This window comes from Paraprevotella xylaniphila YIT 11841, assembly GCF_000205165.1.
Lineage (GTDB): Bacteria > Bacteroidota > Bacteroidia > Bacteroidales > Bacteroidaceae > Paraprevotella > Paraprevotella xylaniphila.
Genome location: NZ_GL883812.1, coordinates 26,810 through 49,683, shown reverse-complemented (window position 1 = coordinate 49,683; position 22,874 = coordinate 26,810). Strand labels below are relative to the sequence as shown.

18 protein-coding genes and 1 pseudogene are annotated in these 22,874 nt (G+C 46.7%); 7 read left to right on the top strand and 12 right to left on the bottom strand.

From position 1 onward, the window contains the following. Positions 1-304: 304 nt before the first annotated feature. The 11 genes from HMPREF9442_RS01375 to HMPREF9442_RS01325 all read right to left on the bottom strand — a co-directional run bounded on the left by HMPREF9442_RS01375 (position 305) and on the right by HMPREF9442_RS01325 (position 14,628). Complete coding sequence (locus tag HMPREF9442_RS01375; protein ID WP_008624474.1) at positions 305-1,051, bottom strand: hypothetical protein; 747 nt, start codon at positions 1,049-1,051, stop codon at positions 305-307. 28 nt (positions 1,052-1,079) lie between these two features. Beyond that, positions 1,080-1,841, bottom strand: a complete 762-nt coding sequence (locus tag HMPREF9442_RS01370; protein ID WP_008624473.1) for a hypothetical protein — start codon at positions 1,839-1,841, stop codon at positions 1,080-1,082. Positions 1,842-1,851: 10 nt separating this feature from the next. Next, positions 1,852-3,282, bottom strand: a complete 1,431-nt coding sequence (locus tag HMPREF9442_RS01365; protein WP_253270977.1) for a DUF707 domain-containing protein — start codon at positions 3,280-3,282, stop codon at positions 1,852-1,854. Further along, positions 3,282-3,485 (bottom strand): hypothetical protein, encoded by a 204-nt coding sequence (locus HMPREF9442_RS01360; RefSeq protein ID WP_008624471.1) that lies wholly within the window; start codon positions 3,483-3,485, stop codon positions 3,282-3,284. The genes HMPREF9442_RS01365 and HMPREF9442_RS01360 overlap by 1 nt, the downstream gene beginning before the upstream one ends. Further along, positions 3,482-5,698 carry a peptidase domain-containing ABC transporter gene (locus tag HMPREF9442_RS01355; protein WP_087944055.1) on the bottom strand — a complete coding sequence of 739 codons (2,217 nt, stop codon included), beginning with the start codon at positions 5,696-5,698 and terminating at the stop codon, positions 3,482-3,484. The genes HMPREF9442_RS01360 and HMPREF9442_RS01355 overlap by 4 nt, the downstream gene beginning before the upstream one ends. A 1-nt stretch (position 5,699) precedes the next feature. Further along, complete coding sequence (locus HMPREF9442_RS01350; protein WP_147639871.1) at positions 5,700-8,591, bottom strand: TonB-dependent receptor; 2,892 nt, start codon at positions 8,589-8,591, stop codon at positions 5,700-5,702. Between the two features lie 458 nt (positions 8,592-9,049). Then, positions 9,050-10,660: a vitamin K epoxide reductase family protein gene (locus HMPREF9442_RS01345; RefSeq protein WP_008624464.1), complete on the bottom strand. Its 1,611-nt coding sequence runs from the start codon at positions 10,658-10,660 to the stop codon at positions 9,050-9,052. After that, entirely contained in the window at positions 10,657-11,415 is a 759-nt protein-coding gene (locus HMPREF9442_RS01340; RefSeq protein ID WP_008624462.1) for a galactosyltransferase-related protein, read from the bottom strand. Before HMPREF9442_RS01340 ends, HMPREF9442_RS01345 begins: the two co-directional genes overlap by 4 nt. Continuing rightward, entirely contained in the window at positions 11,397-13,016 is a 1,620-nt protein-coding gene (locus HMPREF9442_RS01335) for a glycosyltransferase (protein ID WP_008624458.1), read from the bottom strand. Before HMPREF9442_RS01335 ends, HMPREF9442_RS01340 begins: the two co-directional genes overlap by 19 nt. Beyond that, a complete protein-coding gene (locus HMPREF9442_RS01330; protein ID WP_040602458.1) occupies positions 13,013-13,615 on the bottom strand; it encodes a hypothetical protein in 603 nt (200 codons plus the stop codon). Before HMPREF9442_RS01330 ends, HMPREF9442_RS01335 begins: the two co-directional genes overlap by 4 nt. A 35-nt stretch (positions 13,616-13,650) precedes the next feature. Next, positions 13,651-14,628 carry a UDP-glucuronic acid decarboxylase family protein gene (locus HMPREF9442_RS01325; protein WP_008624454.1) on the bottom strand — a complete coding sequence of 326 codons (978 nt, stop codon included), beginning with the start codon at positions 14,626-14,628 and terminating at the stop codon, positions 13,651-13,653. A gap of 183 nt (positions 14,629-14,811) precedes the next feature. Here HMPREF9442_RS01325 and HMPREF9442_RS01320 point away from each other — a divergent pair, with 183 nt between their 5' ends. From HMPREF9442_RS01320 to bioD, 7 genes and pseudogenes are all read left to right on the top strand, one after another. Further along, positions 14,812-15,549, top strand: a complete 738-nt coding sequence (locus tag HMPREF9442_RS01320; RefSeq protein ID WP_008624449.1) for a helix-turn-helix domain-containing protein — start codon at positions 14,812-14,814, stop codon at positions 15,547-15,549. Between the two features lie 116 nt (positions 15,550-15,665). Then, the gene (locus tag HMPREF9442_RS01315; protein WP_008624447.1) at positions 15,666-16,109 is read left to right on the top strand and encodes a hypothetical protein; all 444 of its coding nucleotides are present in this window, start codon (positions 15,666-15,668) and stop codon (positions 16,107-16,109) included. Continuing rightward, positions 16,106-18,359 (top strand): annotated as a pseudogene (gene bioA, locus HMPREF9442_RS16960) (adenosylmethionine--8-amino-7-oxononanoate transaminase). The gene HMPREF9442_RS01315 and the pseudogene bioA overlap by 4 nt, the downstream one beginning before the upstream one ends. Positions 18,360-18,383: 24 nt before the next feature. Then, on the top strand, positions 18,384-19,547 hold the full coding sequence (locus HMPREF9442_RS01300; RefSeq protein WP_008624440.1) for an 8-amino-7-oxononanoate synthase: 1,164 nt from the start codon (positions 18,384-18,386) through the stop codon (positions 19,545-19,547). Positions 19,548-19,560: 13 nt separating this feature from the next. Then, positions 19,561-20,229, top strand: a complete 669-nt coding sequence (locus HMPREF9442_RS01295) for a DUF452 family protein (RefSeq protein WP_008624439.1) — start codon at positions 19,561-19,563, stop codon at positions 20,227-20,229. Further along, complete coding sequence (gene bioC, locus HMPREF9442_RS01290) at positions 20,214-20,975, top strand: malonyl-ACP O-methyltransferase BioC (protein WP_008624436.1); 762 nt, start codon at positions 20,214-20,216, stop codon at positions 20,973-20,975. Before HMPREF9442_RS01295 ends, bioC begins: the two co-directional genes overlap by 16 nt. Further along, positions 20,972-21,613, top strand: coding sequence for a dethiobiotin synthase (gene bioD / locus HMPREF9442_RS01285; RefSeq protein ID WP_008624434.1), 642 nt, complete (start codon positions 20,972-20,974; stop codon positions 21,611-21,613). Before bioC ends, bioD begins: the two co-directional genes overlap by 4 nt. A gap of 36 nt (positions 21,614-21,649) precedes the next feature. Here bioD and mnmA read toward each other — a convergent pair whose 3' ends face one another. Continuing rightward, a complete protein-coding gene (gene mnmA / locus HMPREF9442_RS01280) occupies positions 21,650-22,708 on the bottom strand; it encodes a tRNA 2-thiouridine(34) synthase MnmA (protein WP_008624431.1) in 1,059 nt (352 codons plus the stop codon). Positions 22,709-22,874 lie beyond the last annotated feature (166 nt).

Here is a 22,874-nt window from a genome sequence, read left to right as displayed (position 1 = left end):
ACAGTACCAAAGCAAAAAGGGTGAAGGATGTTTTCACACCGCGAAAACGCATCCCCGTGAAGGCACGGTGAAAGCCAAAAGCACAGAGCCTTCACCATAAGTCGCTGTCATTGAGGAAGTATGAAGGATGCGAACCCTTTTTCCGCATTCTCGTATAGAAAGGGGTGGAAGACGGGAAAAAGCCTTCCATACATGCCTCAAACGATGTCATCCGATTCAAGAATCGTTTGGCTGAGATTGAAAATTCATTCGGCTGAAAACGGAAAATTGTTTGGCGGTCATTGTCGCGGCCGTTTTACGTCCCTTAGGGCATATCTCCTGCTCCCCAATCCACGATACCCAAATCTTTCACCGGATGATAGAACGTATCGGGTATCCGTTCTTCCATATACTTGCTTTCGTAAAGTTCTGCCGGTCCCCAGGAGACTTGAAAACGGTAGCCGAAATTCTCAAATTGCCGAACCAGATAATTGCCGTTATATGCCATGGTGGGCAGCAGGAACTCGTAGTAAACGGAATCATTGCGTGCCATGAACTCTGCCACATCCGTCAGGAAGCCATGACTGACATACAAGATATGGCACCAAGAGAAATAAAGATGCCTGAAAGGATTTTCCCGAATATACCGGATTGGCCAATGCTTTTGCGGGCTGCCTTCCGTGTCGGTAGCGATATGAATATAATCCACCGCGTCTTCTGCATTGACCCGTTGGACGAAACGGCGAAAATCCCCATGTAGCACAATATCATTTTCCATCAGCAGGTAATGGTCGTAACGATATTGTTTCGCACATTCCGCCAAAGCTACAAAAGTGTTGGGTAGCAACCTCTCATTCTGATGGAAAAAACCTTTCAATCCGGTAGAATCGAAAAAATAGAAATTATATTCCGGATGGTCTTCTCTCTTTATAGGGCTGTTCGACCGATCGTACAAGATCAAAAGGTCCATCACTCCTTCCACTTCCTTTTTGAGGTTGGATAGGTAATCCAATATGCCTTCGTCCAATTTATGTGTGGCAAAGACCAAACAATTATGATTGTAATTTTCCATTATCTTCTATCTTGCTTGTTTTAGTTTATTACTTCACCGGATGATAAATCATACCAGACAATGCCATTTCACCCTCCGTATGAGCAGGACGGAAACGATGGGTACATTTGTCCCCGCAAACATCATTCGGGTCATCCGTATAAAACAATCCCGAACAACCGGTGTATATAAATCTGCCATTCCCCCCGAAATCGGACATTTTCAAATTGAAGCATTTGAACAATGTAGGCATCAACACCTCATTGTGTCCCCTGTCGCCCAATAGGCATCGCTCGTTCAGTAAAGAAAGCGCCCTGTCAGAGAAACGGCATATCGGATTGAAAGAACGTAACAACATCTTATGATTCAGTTTGATATTGACCAATTCTATCTCTTTCCATCTTGTCCATCGGGTATTCCCGGAAAAGTCTCCAATATGGGCAGAAATAAAATCGTCATCCTTATCCGCAAAGAACTCGAAATAGTTTTTCCAATCCCCATTAAAACGGACATCGTATTCTATAAGCCAATAAAAGTCATAACCGGTATGTTTGAGATAAAAGTCCAACATCACGAAGTGGAAATTCCCGTCCATCAAAGTACATCCCCACGAACGATATCCCAACCTGTTGAGTTCCTTGACGGTGAAGGGGAAAGAACGGATGCCATCCGGTAGCGTGATGCGCACCTTGTCTGCCTGAAAGCCGACATACAATGTGGCAAAGTCCTTGGTCTCTTCATGTAACTTGATGATTTGCAGTTCTATATCCTCATTATAAATATGCGTCACAAACAATATTGCCGTCTTCATAGCCTTCTCCTTATTTTACAGTGTGATACATGATTTCAACTAACATTACCGCATCTTCCAATGTCATCAACTGCGGCCGAAGGTTTTTCATCCCCTCTTGCACCCTTGCCAAAAAATAACCATCGTGCGTCAACAGATAAAGACGGAACAGCATATATACACGCTCCACTTGAGTACACTCCATACTTTCTATTTTGCGTTCCAATACTCGAAGTTGTTCCTTCGTTTCCATTCCGCAAGCCTGCATCAACGTGAGGGCATCCACCGTAACCGAAGGAGCCTCCTCCCCCATTCGGCCTTGCAACAAAACGGCAATCCTCTCGCAGTCATCACGATGTTCCTTCGTAGGACGGTTCTGCATCTTGGCCAAGTAATAACGTCCTATTCCGGCCAAATCCTCCACCGACATCGTTTCCCCGATATTTTGCCTGATATACGCATCCACCGTTTCAAGCAAATCTTCGGGATTCTCCTCTATAAGCCCTTCTTTTGACAGATATTCTATCAGCCAACAACATCCGCTTATGCCGCTCCGGAAAGTCATATCGTGCATCACCGTCCCCAAACAGTCTTGTGCCTTGCACAACAAATCATAACCCGCGTCCGCATAGTTTCGCATCTGTGTCATACGGGCAAACAGGAACAGGAAGTGTACATATCCGAAGTATCCGTCCTCACCCGCCGAGAAAGCCGATATTCGTTCCGCCCCTATCCAATGCCCCAACGTGTTACAGAGTTCCCTGAAGGTATTCCTGTCGCAGCAATACCGTCTTTCAGAAGGCAGACAATCATAGTGAAGCACCTTGGTAGACAGGTTATATTTTCGCAAGTAAGCAGCCAGTTCCCTGTTATGGATGGCCTGTCCCGATTGGATGGGACGTGTATGCACCACGCTTACTTCGTCAATGACGGCCATGTCCCTTTGCGAAGCATCAATCAGCACCGGCCAATGGGTTTCCGTCCCCCATCCCGTCTCGTTCTCATTAAAAGTGAACAACACTTTGTTTAATGCCTCACGTGAGAAACACGGCACCATCATTTCCACGAAATTGATATACCGCAACTTGCAATACCTGTCTTGCAACGTATGCCTCCACGTGTAATAAGACATACGCAATGCCGGCTGTGCAATCTGCAAGCGGTAACGCCGCATGGACTCGAACAGGGCATTGATGGCCGCAGCATCCATTTGGATGTCATCATCCGGAAAGAAGAAATAATCATACTGTTCCTTCAACTCCGGATGCATCTCAAGATACCGGTAAATGACTTTCAACTTATATCCTTTGATGTGGCAAATATACTCCGTGTCTCCGCGAAACTCTTCGATGGAATCATCGTAGACCACCAAGTGCAAGTTAAAATTGCACCCTCCTTTCAGCCACATACGGTGCAGGCTGTTCCGCCCTACTGCCGAAATCACACAATTGGAATGGTTCATTATATTTTGTTTTTTATTTGTTGGACTGTATGTTCCATAATATCCCTCATCAGTTGCTGCGACGGTCCTCCCGACCACAGCAATCCGGCACACACCAATGCCATTACAATGACCACGATGGTTATGCCGTACCGTGTAACAAACGGAAGGCGTCCCCCCATGAGCCGCTCTACTTCCGGGCAATGTTGTTTCTGCTGTTTCATGCCATGACACTCATTTGATTTTTCACTAATTCATAATACCTGCCTCGTTTTTCCAACAAGCTTTGATGGTTGCCCCGTTCCACTATCTTTCCCTTGTCCATCACGATAATCTGGTCGGCATCCTTTACGGTACTCAGGCGATGCGCACTGACCACCACCGTACGCCCTTCGTAAAACCGGTGCAGGTTGTCCATGATATGGGCTTCATTGGTGGCATCGAGCGAATTGGTCGCCTCGTCGAGGAAAATATATTCCGGATTCTTGTAGATGGCACGGGCTATCAGGATGCGTTGCCGCTGTCCTTGGCTCACCCCCTTGCCTTCCATACCGATGACGGTGTCATAGCCCAAAGGCAGAGACTCCACGAAATCATCAATCCGCGCCATGCGGGCGGCACTTTTCATTCGTTCTTCATCCGCTTCGTCTGTATTGAAAGCAATGTTTCCCTCTATGGTATCGGAAAAGATAAAACTGTCCTGCATCACCGAACCGGTGGCCGCACGCCAGGTATGAGGATTGATGTCCGAGAGATTGACTCCTCCTACCTTGATACTGCCACGGGTCGGTTCATAAAATCCCTGAAGCAGTTTGATCAGCGTGGTTTTTCCGCATCCGCTTTCACCCACGATGGCCGTCACCTGACGCTCCGGAATATGGAGCGAAACGTCCTTCAATGCCCAATCCCGCTCCGAACCGGTGTAACTGAACGAAAGGTGGTCAATGCAAATGTCCCGTTTTTGAGGAAGCGTGGCCAGTTTTTTATCAATATCCGTCTCCTCGTCATCCTGCGAATGTATCTCATTCAACCGTTCCAAACTGATTTTCGCATCTTGGAACGATTGTGCAAAACCGATGAACTCCCCTATCGGGGCAGATACCTGCCCGATAATGTAGGTCAGGGACATCATCATACCCAGGGTCATCGAACCGTCCACCACGGCTTTCGCCGCGATATAATAAATAAGGATATGCGTGGTTTGCGTGAAAAATACCGAACCGGACTGCTGCACCTGCCCGATGCGAAGCCCTTTCAGGCCTATCTGAAAGAGCTTGACCTGTATCCGCTCCCATTCCCAACGCTTCTGGCGTTCGCTGTTATTGAGCTTGATGTCCTGCATGCCCTGTACCAACTGTATCATCTTGCTCTGTTCCAAAGCGGACTGGTTGAACCGCTTGATGTCAAGCTCCCTCCGATAGCGCATAAAGAACGAAATCCATGCCACATACAAAGCATTGCCCACAAGGAAAATGGTCAGCACCACCATGTTATAATAGGCCAGAATACCCAAATATACAATGAAATTCACTATCGAAAACACGATACGCATGCTGTTGCCCAGCAGAAAGTTCTTTATCCGCCCATGGTCACCTATGCGTTGCAAGATGTCGCCCGTCATGCGGGAATCGAAAAACTGCAAGGGCATGGCCGTAAGTTTGATCAGGAAATCGGCTATCAACGAAATGTCGATACGCGAATTCATGTGCAGCATAATCCACGAACGGATGTAGTCGATGCTCAGCGTGGCCACGAAAAACCCCAACTGCGCCAAAAGTATCAGGGTGATGACATCCAAATTGCGCCCATTGATGCCTTGATCCACCATCGCTTGCGAAAGGAAAGGCAACACCATCTGTATCAAACTCCCGACAAGCATGGCCAACAGCAACTGGCCTATCATGCAACGGTAAGGCATAAAATAACGGGTAAACGAAAGAATGCTCCGGCTGTTCTTCCGATATTCATCTTCCACTTTCCCCCAATTATCCCCCGGTTCCAACATCAAAACCACACCGCACCCTTTATCTTCGGCACGTCTTCCAATCCAACACTTCTTAAATTCTTCTTGGGTATAGGTAAGGCGTTGTGAAGCCGGGTCTGAAATATGGATTTTATAACCTCCCGCCTTATCTCTTTCTATACCGTAACAAACCACAAAATGGTTTTGGTTCCAATACAGGATACAGGGAAATACACCCTCCTCCGCTAATTGGCTAAATGTCATTTTCATCCCAATTGTATCAAAACCAATATATTGCGCTCCTTCACTTATGCCCTGCATGTTGACACCACGGCGAGAAATATAGCAATGCTTTCGTAACATCTCCGCAGAATAGTTTAGGCCATAAAAACTGGCTATCATACGCAAAGATGTCGGGCCACAATCCGAGGCATCAAGCTGCTTAAAGTGTGGAAAACGATTTAATAATTTCATATTACCTTTTCTTTTTAGAGGAAAGAGACCAATTGAATCGTATACTTGCCAAGACATAGGCCGGTATATATTGAGTGGCCATAGTTTCAATGTGCCCTTCTCCATTCATAACAAATTGTACATGTTTACGTTGATGGAAAATATCTATGGCACTAAGGCTTAATTCTACTTTTTCTTTATAAATTGATTTGGAAATATGTGCATCGGTGAATATAAATGTCCTGTTCAGTGTCTTCATTTCAAATCCAAACCGTGAGATAAAATTACAATTTACAGAGGCATTAATACCTGCCGGCAAATGACTAGTTATAGATAAACTATTAGTGAGTTCTTGTAATTTTTCGTTAGAATCCGCATTGGAAATAATGCCATTACCATTGGATGCAACAGTGTAAGCCACTTCTACGTTTCGGGATGTATTGTTCCATCTAAGATTGGCTTTAACACGATAACCATATAGTTTCATATAGTCAAATCCTTGGTTGTTACTATTATCAAACATCATATTGGCACAGCGTGTGTAGTTGGCTCCAGCCGACAAGTTTAGCCAACAGGTTTGGTTGGAAGCGAGCGGCATACCATAGCCACATTCTAAAGAAATATTATACTTTCCATCTACATTAACGGGCATAAGAGTCCTCGTTCCATTTTGTTTATCATAGATAGACTGAATAGCTATGGCATTCCACGTATTTGTGCTACCGAATGTGGCATAGGTGTTATGCTTGTTACGTTCGAAGTAATGGCGGAATCCCAATGAAAGCCCTAAATCTGTTTGTTTCCGCAACTCTGGATTACCCATATAAGTATTTAATGGATCAGAGGTATCAGTCTGGTTTAACAGGTAAATCTCTTTAGGAGTCGTCTGATTGCACCAACCTTTCAAATTCAACGATGTTATACTTCCTTTTCTGTCATCTGCTTTTGGATACCATTTCATTTCTAAAGTGGGCGAAAGAAGTATATATTGCTTGTGTTGTCGATTGGATGCCGTCTCATGGATAAGCTGCACACTCACATCCTTTATATGAATAGGCATTTGACCATTGAAGCAAACCCATCCCTTCCGATGCAGTTGCATCTCATGAATCCAATACAGTCCTAACGTATGAGTTTCTGATTTTTCTTTAATCCTTCTACTATTATCCACATCTATATGACTTACCTCCGATCCGTCATTTTGTGGCTCAAATAAAACCAATTCACGATAATCATGTGCTTTCTTATGTATAAAAGTGTAATATGGTGTCAGTATTCCTCGCTTGCTACTATCCTCGATGTAGTTGATATTGTATTCCAACTGCATAGTCGTGGCTACATCTTTAATTTGTGTGTCATGAAGGCTCTTGCGTTTGGCTTCTGTTTCTTCGTCTTCAAACACTCTGTTTATATATCGTTGATTGATATTACCATTATCCCCGTGCATATCATAGTCAATTTTAAATTTTAATAAATTGCCCCCCAATGCCAAGTGCCATTCTGTTTCAGCCTTATGCTCATACGCATGACGCAAAGAAAGTACGCTGTCTTTATATATGTTTGTTATTCCTGTAGGAACTGTTGCCTGCATTTGCCCAATTTGCAGCCATACGGAATCACTTATATTGATGTCCCGCAACGATGTTATGGAGTATCCTTTACTTTCTTCTGTATCTTTTCCATATTTGAAAGAATACATGAGTTTTCCATATAGCCCCTTACGCGGACGTAGAGTCATTGACATTCCACCTCTATAATAATCATTTATTTTATTACTTGTTTTACTATACAATTTATATATATCCGTGCTATTAGAAAGATCCAACTTCTGCTTTTCTTTAACCCCAAATTCCGTATCCTGTCTTCTTGCAACTCCGTTTACATCAAAACGTAATTTGTCCGTAGGATGATAAGAATAGTTTAGGTTCAATTGATGGTTTGTCAAGTCTCTATCATCGTATGCACTTTCTATGGTACAAATATCTGTATTTTCTCGTTCTCGACCTATGTTGTTGGCATCAGCACTAATAGTGAAGAACTGCCTGTCATCAAAACGCATAATAAAGCCTAATCCCTCCCAACGCTTTTGTGTTCCTCCTCCTGCTTGTGCATTGCCAAGCCATGCTGCATGATAATCACGCTTGAGATATACATCCATCACATAACTGGCATCGTGCATATCCTTACCCATCGTTTTGCTTTTTTCTCCTTGTTGGTCGTAAAATTTTAACTTGTCTACGATATAAGCTGGCAACATTTTCATAAGTTGCATGGGATCGCTTGGCATAACATCTTTTCCACTGATTATGATGCTTTCTACAAATCGTCCATTAGCAAAAACCCTTCCATCACGCAGTTCCACCCCAGGAAGCATTTTTACGAGATCCTCCAGAACATTTTGCTTGTCCAATACAAAGGCATCCGCATTATAGACAAGCGTATCCCCGCTATGATATATCTTTAATTTAGTAGCTGCCACTGTCACTTCTTCCAGAGCCTTCTGCTCTTGAAAAAGGTAAATATCCCCTATTTCCAACTTTTTTCCATAATCTTGGGGCACATGAAACAGCACTCGTTTTGTCTTATATCCCATCATACTGACCACAGCCGTATAGCTCCCGTTTTTTGGCACTATACACTCAAAGAAGGCACCGCTATTAGGATTTTTGTTCTTTTTGACCGCCCCTTCAGAATGTATTACTGTATACGGAATTTCAGTTGTAACGAGAGCTACAACATTACTATCGCTGTTCAATATCTTCACATGTGCGTTTTCAAGTCCACGGTTGTCAAAAGCATCTCGCACTATTCCTTGAACAATGATACCCTGTGTTACTCCTTTCAGGCTGAATAGTTGGCTAAAAATCACGAATATTACTATTTTCTTAAAAAATGTCATTAGTTGTCCCCCCACATAATATTATTTATATAATTAATTAGTAAACTATGTTTTTCGTATAGTTTTCATTTTATTCAATTAAATGACATGTATTTTGAAGCAGAATATAAAAAGGCATTTTCAATATGTACTTTGACTAAATTATGCAAATATGAATTTGAAAAGGATTGGCGACCATGGCCACCAATCCATTCGTTTATTCGCAATATTTCCACTCTTCTCTAGTCGGACCAACACATACTGCGTATTGCCCTTCCTTAGTAAAACAGTCTCCGTTACAATTGGTGATATATATGGAAGGATAAGAACCACAAGAAGTACCACAAGAAGTAGACCTTGCAGAAAATCCCCCCACTATACCAGTCATTGCACCTATATCCAGAGAATGACATGAAGGATTTAACACAAATCTTTTAAGCTTTTTCATTACTGTGTTATTTATTTGTTAAACAATCACACTGACTATTCTGCAGTTAGCTATTCTGCTCCCAATGGCGTAGTGCTTCGGCCATTGATATCTCACAAGATATTTTTTCAGTTATAACCAAATTGTCAATCATAGCCAAATCCACCAATTCATATTCATTGGGAAGTTTATAGCCATTTACTAAGATTGTCGGGGTTTCAATTAAAGATGTTTTCTTACGCCACATCCTATGCTTTTCCATTTCCATTTCAACCTTTTCTGTATGTATATGCACCTCATCCCTTTTAATAACTCTCTCGTAATCAAACTTTTCTTTATTGTACCAAAGAGCAAATTTACGTAACACCTCATCTTTACGATTATTCATGTAACAAGATATAAGATACCTACTGCTATCCTCCAACGATTCGTTAAATGACGAAAAGATATATTGTACACAGATTTTATTTTCACTCATATCCAACAATTTTTCTACTTGTGTATGCATATATGCACAAGGATTACAATGAGGATTACTCAGTATCGTCACACGCACCTTTGCTTTTGGATTTCCGAAAATTATTGATGAATCATTGAGTGTAGTCTCATAAAAATCACTTTTTTCAAAGAGTACTTTAGCTACATCACTATTGGCTTTAAGAGCCCGATACTTTTGCACAGCACGTACACGTTCCTTTTCTGTTACATAAGCCGAAGCATATTGGTGTACAATCAAAATATTGATGGAAAAGACCATACAAGACAACAATCCACAGAGGATGCCGAAAGTAAAAGGTACTGTCAAATATGAAATGATTGCTGTTATTCCCATAGCCCAAATAACAGCCTGAGCTATTAGGCACAACACACACCAACTTTTAGCCACACGCCATTGGTAATAAATACTCCATACCCCATAGAGCATAGCTACCCAATTAATGACAGCTATGAATGCAGATGCTTCAGGTATGAGTGACAGGAGCAATATGTTGGCCATGAAATATCCCAAACCGACCTCACTCCAACTGATACCAAATACTTTCGCCATAGGTCCATCAAGCACACTATTACAACCTGCACGATGAAATAGACTACATACTTTGTCACCATAATGACTCACTCCGAACAACTGTTTCTCCATAAGCATAGCACAGACAAGGATACCTACCAAGCTTAACACTATGCGTAAAATATCAAAAGGAACTATAATACCCCAATTACTTACTATACCCATAAGGATAATTAATATCAACATCATAGAAATACTATATGTTTTCACCATTGAAATCAATTCGTCTCGCTGATGCATCCCATAGTTTGGCTCTACTGCGTCCGTAGTTTCTTCTACTACAAGAGCATTACCTGTCCAAATGCGTTTGAACATATCATGGTTTACTGTTGTCTTCTTACCATGCTGCAAATAAGTTATTGTATCTGAAGCACAGTCCAATCCTATAACAAAATCACCATAAATATGTAAAATGCACGGATAGTTCAAACTGTATAAATCCTTAGTATCACTGCATACTCCTAACGCTTTTACACAATACACATCTAACATCTGCTTCAAACCGTACATATTGTACTTATGCGGATGCTCTTGGTATAGCACTTTAGTAAAATGTTTCGTATAGTTAATCTCTAAAGCATCTAAGAAATATTCAAGAATAGTCTTCATTTTGATATATATGATTTTAATTCATCCAACGACATACAGCAAATCTTTATAAACTCATCTCTCATGAATTTGGCATCTTCTTTTGACCGATAGACAGAATTGCCACGGGGATGATACAGATGATACAGTTGCCCACTCTGAGTCCATGCTACCTTGTACCCAAGAATTTTTATACGGTGCATTCGCTCCGCATCTTCGGGTCCCCAACCTACAAATCGTTCATTCTCGCCTCCACACCGCAAATATTGCTGACAATTTACCAAATAAGCACCTCCAAAAAATCTACGTCCAAAATAGTAACATAATTTCATATGGCACAAATACTCCAAATCTAGCTTCTTTCTCATTTGTACCGACATTTGTTCAGAAAGGATTGCAAACTGTCCATTATAGGGATAAGCGAGGGTGCATCCTTCAAGAATAAGTCGCACCGCTTCATCAATCTGGGCATAATCGACCAACACATCCGTATCCAAAACCGCTGCAACTTTCGTCTCGGCCATACGCAGCAATTCATTGATATACCGTGTGCGATGAAAAATCTTTGAAGCATCCTCTACAAAAATGTATTCCACCACATCAGGCCAAACTTCATCTCCAAGGGCAGACACAGCATCGGCCTCCAACACAATCATACGGCACCCCAAGCCTTCGAAATGACGTAATACAGTACGGAGATTAGTTAATCTTTCTTCACAGTCGATACGTACCGGAAAGACAAAAGTAAGCAGTGATTTTAAATCTTGCAGTTGCATATCTTTAAGGCATTTTGTATTATAACTCTATCTGACGGCATCTGAAAAAGCGCATCCGGACCGGGTTGCCGCATGAGCAAAGCGTACACGCACGTCTTATAAAAACCGTGTTGTCCCATACTTCGTATCATGGCCCACAGTTCCACAGGCAAAGGACCCGAACCGGCCACATCCTGTACCCAATCCATATAGTATATCAAATGTTCCAGTATCAGGGAAGCTTGGAAATCCTCTTCTTTCCTGTCACATAAATCCAACACCCTTTTCCATAAATATACGCCGATTCCTCCCATCCCGTAAAAATCCGTATCTATGTCGGGACATTGGTTTATCAACTGTATCATACGGGAATCTATATGTTTCAGATAGTCGGGCGACACGGTATAATCCGGCCTGTCCCATGAACTTTCCATCACACAGCACGTGGCATGCACCATATTCGGCACCTTATAACGGTCTTCATACAATTTGCCCACGGCATCTGCCGCCCGTTGGTATGCCTCCACGTCCGACAACAACAAATCCAGACAAGACACAAGCCGCCCCGTAAACTCCTCCTCCATCATATTATCTTCATCGATGGATACGCGCAACTCCGGTGTGGCATCCAACATCTCCGCCAACCCCGTTGTATCCGTGCCAACCAAAGGTATTTTATGACGCATCATCTCAATAGCCGTATAGCTGCATTGTTCATGAAAAGAAGGCATTACGCCGATATATGCAGACCGATAAACGTCTTCCACCTCACTGCTTGACACTTTCCCTAAAAAGGAGACACGACCTTGCAAATCCCTGCACTGCGACAAATAAAGTTGAAAATCCCCGTCCCCGGCAACCACCAAACGGATATCCGCATATTTGTCTGCAATATGCCTGAACGCATGAATCAAATAGTTCAACCCTTTAATCTCGTCCAAACGACCGACAAACAGAATTATGCGGCCATTTCCTACATTTTTATCTTTGTCGAAACATAAACCATCCCCCAAACCATTATAAACCAAGTGCATCTTATCCGAAGAAACGCCATAGCCTTCAGCCAGAATCTGTTGTGTATCTTTTGACAAGACAATGACCTCGTCTGCCAAATGCAAAAACTCTTTTTCGTTTTCTACGCCCGCCAACAAGCCTCTTTCCTTGTCATCTTTCGGTTGATACCCTTCGGCTATCAGTTCACGGAAACGGGTCTTGTTACCTTTCAACTCGAAACACCACCCTAAATAGTGTACCGTAAAAATAATCCGGCAATCAAAGTATTGCCCTTTCAGCAAAGCGGCAAGCGGCTTATGCTGGAAATAGTTGAAATGGAACACCAACCGTTCATCATCCTCCGCCTTGATATGCCTGGCTAAAAAATAAAACACATTGCGGCAATAAGGCTCATTCTCCATGCCCGAAAACAAAGCCGGAACCTTGTAATGACGGCATCCGCGTTCGTCTTCCGCTATCGAATACTCTTTCACATCCGAAAACATGTCCACAAAAGACACTTTCACGCCGGAACGTCCAAAAAGCCCGTCTGCCAACAAACGTACGTAAGTGCCTATGCCATAATTGGCCGCACGGCTCGCGTTATTGAAAATGAATATGTGCATCATACCCCTATGGATTTTAATATATAATAAGCACATCCCCCGTCTATGCCTAACGGCTTCTCGATATATTCCGCCTCTGGGAATGTGGGTTCGTTCAAAACATCCATGAAGTCCAACGTCCGGCAAGACAGGTTGTTCCTTTCCACCGTGTCCTGTAATTCCATCATATACCGGCTGTCGAACGTCGTCACAGCCTCCACGCTTTGGCGCAGACCAAGGTAAAGCATCAATCCCCTCAAACCTGAACGTACAGACATGTCTGTCAGCCTACGCGGATCACGTTCCATAATCTTGCGGTCTATGTCTTCCAAGATGTCATTCAAGCTACATTCCACCAAACCGCGTTTACAGAGGAACGTCGTGCCGTAACCGATACCGGCCAAACCGCGTTCCAAACCTACCGGCATATCGGTATGCACCCCGTCATACACTTGTTGGAACAACTCCCATGCGTACTCGCGCATCACCTCGTCCCCATAAGCATCAGCATACAGATACAACGCGACCACCACGCCCATCTTGCCATGAAACAGCCCAAGCTCTTGCAGATAACCACTCCGTAACAGCAAATAATCCGCGATTTTATCCATTTCTTCTTTCATACACTTACTAAGTAACAAACAACCGTATTCTTGCTTCATACAACCTGGTTCATATTCTGACGGAAATAGGCTATAGTCTGCGACAAACCTTCATCCAACCCCACCACCGGCTTCCACCCGTCCAACACGGATGCGGCCAATGTAATGTCTGGCCGCCGTCGACAGGGGTCGTCCTGTGGAAGAGGTTTATACACAACAGGCGATCGGGAACCGGTCATGCGTAACACCCGTTCCGCCAAATCGTTTACCGAAATCTCGTAAGGGTTTCCGACATTGATGGGGCCATGCGGCACTCCGTCCCGCATGGTGCGGACTATCGCCTCTATCAAATCTGTCACGTACTGGAACGAACGTGTCTGAGTGCCGTCGCCATGGATAGTCAAAGGCTCGCCGCGAAGTGCCTGCACAATGAAATTGGACACTACACGACCGTCCTCCGCACTCATCTGTGGCCCGTATGTATTGAATATGCGAATGATACGTGTATCTACACCGTATTCTTCATGATAGTCGTGAAACAAGGTCTCGGCACCTCGTTTCCCTTCGTCGTAGCAACTGCGGATACCGAAAGGATTCACATTGCCCCAATATGATTCGTTTTGGGGAGAGACTTGCGCATCGCCATACACTTCACTGGTGGAAGTAAACAGGATTCTTGCCCCTTTCTCTTTGGCCAGTTCCAGAAGATGGATGCTGCCAAGGACGGAAGTCTTGAATGTGTGTATCGGGGATTTTTGATATTGCACAGGAGAAGCCGGACAGGCCAAATGGTAAATCTCATGCAATGCCCCGGATACGGGCAACCCATTTACGATATCATGCTCAAAGAACCTGAAATGCGGAGAGCATAACAAATCTGCCACATTGGCTATCCGGCCGGTCTGCAAGTTATCCACACAGATGACTTCCCCATAACCTGATTGAAGAAGCCTCCGGCAAAGATGGCTTCCTACGAAACCCGCACCACCTGCAACCAACGCCCTAAGATTTGTTTTCCATTCTTGTTTTTGCATAGCCTTGCATTTTTTTACACAAAGTATGTGATTTGACTCCGTTCCGCCAATTTGTGAATGATATTTTTATAGTTCCAAAGGCCATTTTCACCCTAAAGTGTGAAAATTATCGGCTTTTTTATTATTCTATTAAAAGGATTTTTATACCTTTGTGGTAATTAACTTAATTTCAACAAAACAACCATGAAGGCCAAATCCACATATCTTATTCCTTACATATCACCGGAGGAATACGAAAAAACGAAGCCGCTTATAGAAGCTTTCAAGATATTTTTCGGAAGTACCACATATATCTATATTATCGATTACTTTAAAAGGGATTTCCTGTACGTATCCGACAAAATCGCCAGACTTTGCGGGGAGAAAACGGACGGAAGCAAAGGTTTCAGTTATGAAACGTACTTGAAACATGTCCCGGAAGAAGAACGGGACATGCTTTCGGAGATTCACGAAAAAGGCCTTGGCCTATTCCACACATTCCCTGCCGGTGAAAGGAAAAGCTTTACCCTGTCCTATGACATAGACCTTATCCGAAACAGGAAAAAAACACTCTTAAACCACAAACTCACTCCGTTTGCGCTTGCCCCGGACGGCCAGGTCTGGATTGCGATATGCACCATATTACCTTCGGCACATAAAGCCCCCGGACACGTCCTCATGCTGCACACGGAGACCGATACGTATTACAAATACGACCTGCTATGCCACGATTGGTACAAAAAGAAAATAAAAGGATTGAGCGAGACGGAACGTGAAATCCTGCTTTTGTCTGCCAGAGGATACACTGAAAAAGAAATCGCCGAACAGATATGCAAGTCGGTAAACACCATCAAAACCACCAAACGGAACCTGTTCAAACGCCTCGAAACGGACACCGTCGTGAGTGCCTGGGTGGACATCATGAACCGCAAGCAGATTTAAAACAAATCCGAATGCGTGCCTGTACGTACTAATGTCTTTTTTAACCTATTTCTACGTTAGCTTGTTCCGGGTTCATCTTTTTTTTCATACTTTTGCAATGGCTAAAGGACTTTTGAATGCACAAGACTGTCATCTACAACGCTGAGAAAACCATCCGTTTCCGTTGCTGGAGCCGGAAAGGATATGCCATATTCAGAAGCCTGCATAGCCACGTCACGATAGGACGCGTATGCAAAAGCATCGCTGACTCCGCATTAAGCAAGGACAAGAACACAATGAACCTTGGAAACGGAAGCAGAGGCAGTGATACCCGAACACAAAAGGAAGAAGAAGCACAGCCACCGGAAGGCAGTCCGGAACTATTGTCCATCCTTTTTCTTTTTCCGGCGTCCGGATTATCTGCGGCCATAAAGCTTACGAATATCCCGGAAGCCACTGCCACGTATTCTCATTTATTTGTCATCCATACAACCGGAGTGACGAAAGAACCTCACCACATCCATAGGGATGCTCATGGGTTTTCTTCGTCACTCCGCTCTTTTTATACTTGTTTATTATGATTGAAGAACTGGAAAAGAAAGTGCATGAAGGCCAGGCCCTCGCACCGGAAGAAGTGCTCCGGACGGTAGAAAAGGCGCCCCTTGATGCCCTATGCGATGCCGCCCACCGCATCACGTTGAAATATGCTTCGCGCAAATTCGATTTATGTTCCATCATCAATGCCAAATCGGGACGTTGTTCCGAAAACTGCAAATGGTGCGCGCAATCGGCACACCACCCCACCGGAATAGAAACTTACGGAATCGTCCCGAAAGAGGAATGCCTGCGCCATGCGCGTATCAACGAGCAATCGGGCATACGCCGGTTCTCGTTGGTGGCCAGCGGAAAACGCCCCACAGACCAGGAAGTGGACACATGGTGCGGACATCTCTCGTATCTGCGCGAAACCACCGGACTCAGCCTTTGCGTCTCACTGGGGCTTGCCTCCGAAGAACAGTTACGCAAACTGCGCCAGGCAGGAGCAAGCCGCTACCATTGCAACTTAGAAACAGCTCCTTCCTATTTTGCCCGACTATGTACCACCCATACGCAAGCTGAGAAAATAGAAACTTTACGTGCCGCCCGCCGGGTGGGCATGGAAGTATGCAGCGGAGGCATCATCGGAATGGGAGAAAACATGCGGCAACGTGCGGAACTGGCCTTCACGCTCAAAGCATTGGAAATCCCTTCCATCCCATTGAACCTGCTACACCCCATCAAAGGGACACCGCTCGAAGCCATACCGCCGTTGAGCGAAGAAGAAATCCTGCGCACCATTGCCTTGTTCCGTTTTGCGAACCCTTCCGCATATCTCAGGTTTGCCGGAGGACGCTCCCAACTGGGCGACGAAACGGTACGCCGGGCCATGTACACGGGAATAAACTCGGCCATCGCAGGCGACTTGCTTACGACGATAGGATCAAATGTAGAAGAAGATGTAAAACGAATCAAAGAAACGGGCTATGAATTATGAACTGATTACCGACAACTTCGACCGGGAACACCTGTGGCACCCCTATACCTCCACGATTGACCCGCTCCCAACCTACAAAGTGAGACGGGCGGAAGGTTGTGTCATTACGCTGGAAGACGGCACGGAACTCGTGGATGGCATGTCGTCGTGGTGGTGCGCCGTGCATGGATACAACCACCCGGTATTGAACCGTGCCGTGGAAAACCAGTTGCGGAACATGTCCCATGTCATGTTTGGCGGACTGACACACGAACCGGCCATCGAACTGGGCAAACTGCTATTGGACATAGCCCCTCCTTCCATGCAAAAGATATTCTATGCCGACAGCGGTTCGGTGGCCGTGGAAGTCGCATTGAAAATGGCCGCACAATACCAATATGCTGCCGGGAAGCCGGAAAAGAACAACTTCGTGACCATCCGTTCCGGTTACCATGGCGACACATGGAACGCCATGTCGGTATGCGACCCCGTTACGGGCATGCACAGCCTGTTCGGCTCCGCCCTCCCCATACGGCATTTCGTCCCGGCTCCCCAATGCCGGTTCGACGGGGAATGGGACGAAAAAGACATACTTCCGCTGCGCGAGACCATAGAGCGGCACCATAGCGAACTGGCCGGACTGATACTGGAACCCGTCGTACAAGGTGCAGGAGGGATGCGTTTCTACCATCCCCGCTATTTATGCGAGGCGGCAAAGTTGTGCAAGGCATACGGCCTGCTGCTCATCTTCGACGAAATAGCCACCGGCTTCGGACGGACGGGAAAACTGTTTGCATGGGAACACGCCGGAGTGGAACCCGACATCATGTGCATCGGCAAAGCCCTGACGGGCGGCTACCTGACTTTTTCCGCCGTACTGACGACTGACCGGGTAGCCACCTGCATTTCAGCCCACGCCCCGCACACCTTCATGCACGGCCCTACGTTTATGGGCAACCCGTTGGCCTGCACCGTGTCTTGCGCTTCCGTCAGGCTACTCCTGTCTTACGGATGGAAAGAAAAAGTACTACGCATAGAAAGTCAGCTCCGCAGGGAACTGGCTCCGGCCCGCGACCTGCCCCAAGTGGCCGACGTACGGGTGTTAGGTGCCATCGGAGTGATAGAAATGGAACATCCCGTGGACATGGCATGGATGCAACGCCGGTTCGTGGAAGAGGGAATATGGGTACGCCCGTTCGGACGGCTGGTATACGTGATGCCTCCGTTTGTCATCCGGACGGAGGAACTGACAAAACTGACAAGCGGACTCTTGAAAATCGTAAGAGAAATACCCGCTAGACAAAGGCAGCCATTATAAACCGTAACAAACCACACACCGAAAATGGAAACACCGGAGAAAATATATACCGACACGCTCGAAGCCTTGCAACGTTCAGGCAACTTGCGAAACCTGCCACAAGCCGGGCACCGGGACAAATGGATGATACGAAACGATACCGACATGTTGAACTTGTCATCCAACGATTATCTGAGCCTGGCCTCCGACTTGTCACTACGCGATGAATTCATGAAAGGCCTTTCCGAACGCGATTTCTTGCTCTCGGCTTCCTCCTCACGTTTGCTGACAGGCAATTTTCCCGTCCACGACGAACTGGAAGAGATGCTTTCCGGATTGTTCGGACGGGACGGGGCACTGGTCTTCTCCAGCGGTTATCATCTGAATACAGGCATATTGCCTGCCGTGACGGACGCAAGCACACTGATACTGGCCGACAAATTGGTACACGCCAGTCTGATAGACGGCATCCGCCTGTCGGCTGCAAAATGCATCCGCTACCGTCATCAGGATTATACGCAGCTGCAAGCCCTGTTGGAAAAGCACCGTCATGACTTTTCCAGAATCATCATCGTGACGGAAAGCATTTTCAGCATGGACGGCGATGTGGCCCCCCTCTCCCGTTTGGCCGAGCTGAAAAAAACATATCCCAACGTCATGCTTTACGTAGACGAAGCACATGCCGTCGGAGTACGCGGACAAAAGGGACTGGGAATAGCCGAAGAACAAGGCTGCCTGAAGGACATAGACTTTCTGTGCGGCACGTTCGGCAAAGCACTGGCCTCAGTAGGGGCATACGTGGTGTGCAGCCAAACGATAAGGGAGTATCTGGTCAACCGCATGCGTACATTGATCTTTACCACAGCCTTGCCTCCCTTCAATACCGCGTGGACAAAGTTCGTGCTGTCCCGCCTGGACACGTGGGGCGAGCGCCGCGACCGGCTCGCCAAACATTCGCTCCACGTGCGGCAAGCGATACAAGAGAGTGGCAAATCCTGCCCGTCTTCGAGTCACATCATTCCCGTGGTAATAGGAGAAAGCCGCGACACCATCCTGAAAGCGGAAGACATGCAACGCAAAGGATTTTATGTCCTGCCAGTCCGTCCACCTACCGTGCCGGAAGGGACTTCGCGCCTGCGCCTTTCACTCACCGCGGCATTGACCGACGAGGAGACAGACCGTCTCTGCACGACATTGGCTACACTTTAAAGATAGAACAAAAATGAAACAAACATTCATAAAGAAAGAAGGAAATCCCCGGCTCATGTTGTTTTTTGCCGGATGGGGAAGCGAAGAAAACCTGTTCCGACGCCCCGTGGAAGAAGGTTATGACTACCTGCTTTGCTTCGACTACCGCACACTGGATTTCGACTATGCCTCAATCAAGGGCTACACAGAAATCAGACTGTTGGCATGGTCGATGGGCGTGTGGGCGGCAAGCCGGGTCTTCGCAGAGCGTTCCTTTCCGTGGCAAATGAAACTGGCTGTCAACGGGACGCCTTTCCCGATAGACGACCGGCAGGGAATCCCCGAAATGATTTTCAAAGGCACATTGGAGCATTTCTCGGAAGACACGTTAGCACGTTTCCGCCGCAGGATGTGCGGCTCTTCCGGACAAACGGAAGAATTCCTGTCCCATGCCCCCACCCGTACGGCGGAAGAGCTCCGCGAAGAACTGGCCGCACTGGCACAGGTAATAACCACATGTGCAGCCCCTTCCTTCACCTGGGACAAAGCCATCATAGGAAACCGGGACAAAATATTTCCGCCACGCAACCAACACAAGGCATGGCAAGGAACAGAAATCATGGAAACAGAAGCCGAACACTACGATACACCGCTGTTCAGCCGTCTGCTTGAAGGAAAGGGGGAAGAATGGACAAGGCATTGATACGGCAACGTTTTGCGAAAGCTGCCGGCAGCTACGACCGACAAGCCGAAATGCAAAGACACGTGGCCCGGCACATGGCCGGGGCCATCAAAAACCACATCCCCGACAGCAACGGTTGGAACGTGCTTGAAATCGGATGCGGGACAGGGCTGTTCACCCGTGAATATCTCCGTGATGCCCGTCCCGGAAGCTTGCTCCTGAACGACATCTGCCCGGAAGTGGAGCCTTACCTGTCCGGACTGCCGGACACTCCCCGATTCCAATTCCGGGCCTGCGACGCAGAGCCTCTGCCTTTCCCCAAGGGACAGGACTTAATCGTTTCATGCTCGGCCATACAATGGTTCGAGCATCCCGAACGGTTCCTCTGCCAATGCAAGGACTTGCTGAAGACGGAAGGCTATCTGGCCTTCAGCACTTTCGGCCCACAGAACGTAAGGGAAGTGGCCTCGCTCACTTCCGAAGCGTTGCCCTACCGCTCATTAGAGGAACTGCGCCGGATGCTTTCGGGCGTATACCAAATCGTGTACAGCCGGGAAGAAATCCTGCATTTCACATTCCCCTCACCCTTGGATGTGCTGAAACACTTGCAGGCCACCGGCGTGACGGGCATACGGAACCGGAAATGGACCAAAGGACAACTGGAAGACTTCTGCCGACGCTACCACCGGCAATATGCCGCACCGGACGGAACGGTCTCCCTGACTTACCACCCTATTTATATGATTTGCAAAAAACAAGAACAATGAAAGAAAACGTATTTTTCGTAAGTGGCATCGATACCAACATTGGCAAGAGTTATGCCACCGGCTATCTGGCCAAATCATGGAACGGACAAGGCATCCGTACGATTACGCAAAAACTTATCCAAACGGGTAATACCGGACTTTCGGAAGACATCGAACTGCACCGCTGCATCATGGGTACGGGACTGCTGCCCGAGGATGCCGAAGGACTGACCATGCCCGAAATTTTCAGCTATCCCTGCTCTCCGCATCTGGCGGCCGAGATAGACAAACGTCCGGTGGATTTCGACAAGATAGAACGTGCCACGCAACGGCTCAGTGAGACCTACGATGCGGTCTTGTTGGAAGGAGCGGGCGGCCTGATGGTGCCCCTCACCCGTGATTTGCTGACCATCGACTACATCGCCCGTCACCATTACCCGCTTATTTTCGTCACCTCCGGCAAATTGGGAAGCATCAACCATACCTTATTGAGTCTGGAAGCCATCGCACGCCGGAATATCCGGCTGCACACGGTCGTGTACAACCTATACCCCGAAGAGAAAGACGACATCATCCGGCGCGACACGGAAAGCTACATCCGCCATTTACTGGAGAAGGAATATCCGGAAACCCGGTTCGTGACCCTCCCGCTCATATAGCCGGAAGCCCCGAAAGAATACCGGACAACAAAGGGGCTAAACCCCTATTTCGCCGCTCCCGATGCAAATCTCTGCCGCCGCATCATACACTACACCGAACTGTCCGGGAGCTATCCCCTGTATCCTTTCGGGACTTTCCAACCGGTAGCCGTGCCCTGCGCGATACAGGCGGCCTTTCATGAAATGGGGCTGGTGGCGCGTCTTGAAGGTGACATCCACTTCCGGCGCGTCGCCCCACGGGTTTCCCGTAATGAAATGGAAGTCCTTCAGATTAAAACTATGTCCATACTGCAAAAGCGTGTCATAACCATGAGACACGTAAAGAATGTTTTGCTCCACATCCTTCTTCACCACAAACCAAGGTCCGCCCCCTAACCCCAAGCCCTTGCGTTGGCCAATGGTATGGAACCAATACCCTTTGTGAGTACCAATGCGACGTCCGGTTTCGATTTCCACTACCGCCCCTTCCCGTTCGCCCAAGAAACGGCGTACGAAATCATTATAATCTATCTGTCCCAAGAAACAGATGCCCTGACTGTCCCTGCGTTTGGCCGATGGCAGACGCTGCGTTTCCGCAATGCGCCTCACCTCTTCTTTCATCAGGTCGCCCACAGGAAACATCAGCTTTGCCACCTGCAAGCTGTCAATCTGCGCCAGAAAGTCCGTCTGGTCTTTCACGGGGTCGCGTGCCGTACCCAGCCATATCTTACCGTCCCGCTCGCGTACCGTGGCATAATGTCCCGTGGCGATTTTGTCGTACCGGTGTCCCACCTCCTGTTCAAAGCATCCGAATTTGATAAGCTTGTTGCACATCACGTCCGGATTCGGGGTCAGTCCCCGCCGGGCACGCTCCATGGCGTAGCCCACCACAAGTTCCCAATATTGCTTTTGCAGGTCCACCACCTCAAGGTGCAGGCCGTAACGGCGTGCCGTAGCCGTAGAAAGCTCTATGTCCTCCTCGGCCGTACAGCTCAGCCCTTCGCCCTCCATTCCTATCTTAATATAAAACAAATCCGGCTTATATCCCATTTCGCAAATCCGATGGACGGCCACTGCGCTGTCCACTCCGCCTGAAATCAATACTGCTATCCTCATATCCGCAACCTTTGGTCTTTATTACGGCAAAGATAGCGTTTTTCTGGCAAAATGCCATATCCTGGCAATTTGACATTCTGCCCCCTCCTCCTTCGTCCATACACACCCAGAGTGGGATTTGACTGCAAATAAATGATTCTCCCACATCGGGATTTTATCATTCTGG

Bases quoted from the DNA above. Each gene is read 5' to 3' on its own strand.
- HMPREF9442_RS01375 (WP_008624474.1), bottom strand. From the start codon at position 1,051: ATGGAAAATTACAATCATAATTGTTTGGTCTTTGCCACACATAAATTG.
- HMPREF9442_RS01370 (WP_008624473.1), bottom strand. From the start codon at position 1,841: ATGAAGACGGCAATATTGTTTGTGACGCATATTTATAATGAGGATATA.
- HMPREF9442_RS01365 (WP_253270977.1), bottom strand. From the start codon at position 3,282: ATGAACCATTCCAATTGTGTGATTTCGGCAGTAGGGCGGAACAGCCTG.
- HMPREF9442_RS01360 (WP_008624471.1), bottom strand. From the start codon at position 3,485: ATGAAACAGCAGAAACAACATTGCCCGGAAGTAGAGCGGCTCATGGGG.
- HMPREF9442_RS01355 (WP_087944055.1), bottom strand. From the start codon at position 5,698: ATGAAATTATTAAATCGTTTTCCACACTTTAAGCAGCTTGATGCCTCG.
- HMPREF9442_RS01345 (WP_008624464.1), bottom strand. From the start codon at position 10,660: ATGAAGACTATTCTTGAATATTTCTTAGATGCTTTAGAGATTAACTAT.
- HMPREF9442_RS01340 (WP_008624462.1), bottom strand. From the start codon at position 11,415: ATGCAACTGCAAGATTTAAAATCACTGCTTACTTTTGTCTTTCCGGTA.
- HMPREF9442_RS01335 (WP_008624458.1), bottom strand. From the start codon at position 13,016: ATGATGCACATATTCATTTTCAATAACGCGAGCCGTGCGGCCAATTAT.
- HMPREF9442_RS01330 (WP_040602458.1), bottom strand. From the start codon at position 13,615: ATGAAAGAAGAAATGGATAAAATCGCGGATTATTTGCTGTTACGGAGT.
- HMPREF9442_RS01325 (WP_008624454.1), bottom strand. From the start codon at position 14,628: ATGCAAAAACAAGAATGGAAAACAAATCTTAGGGCGTTGGTTGCAGGT.
- HMPREF9442_RS01320 (WP_008624449.1), top strand. From the start codon at position 14,812: ATGAAGGCCAAATCCACATATCTTATTCCTTACATATCACCGGAGGAA.
- HMPREF9442_RS01315 (WP_008624447.1), top strand. From the start codon at position 15,666: ATGCACAAGACTGTCATCTACAACGCTGAGAAAACCATCCGTTTCCGT.
- HMPREF9442_RS01300 (WP_008624440.1), top strand. From the start codon at position 18,384: ATGGAAACACCGGAGAAAATATATACCGACACGCTCGAAGCCTTGCAA.
- HMPREF9442_RS01295 (WP_008624439.1), top strand. From the start codon at position 19,561: ATGAAACAAACATTCATAAAGAAAGAAGGAAATCCCCGGCTCATGTTG.
- bioC (WP_008624436.1), top strand. From the start codon at position 20,214: ATGGACAAGGCATTGATACGGCAACGTTTTGCGAAAGCTGCCGGCAGC.
- bioD (WP_008624434.1), top strand. From the start codon at position 20,972: ATGAAAGAAAACGTATTTTTCGTAAGTGGCATCGATACCAACATTGGC.
- mnmA (WP_008624431.1), bottom strand. From the start codon at position 22,708: ATGAGGATAGCAGTATTGATTTCAGGCGGAGTGGACAGCGCAGTGGCC.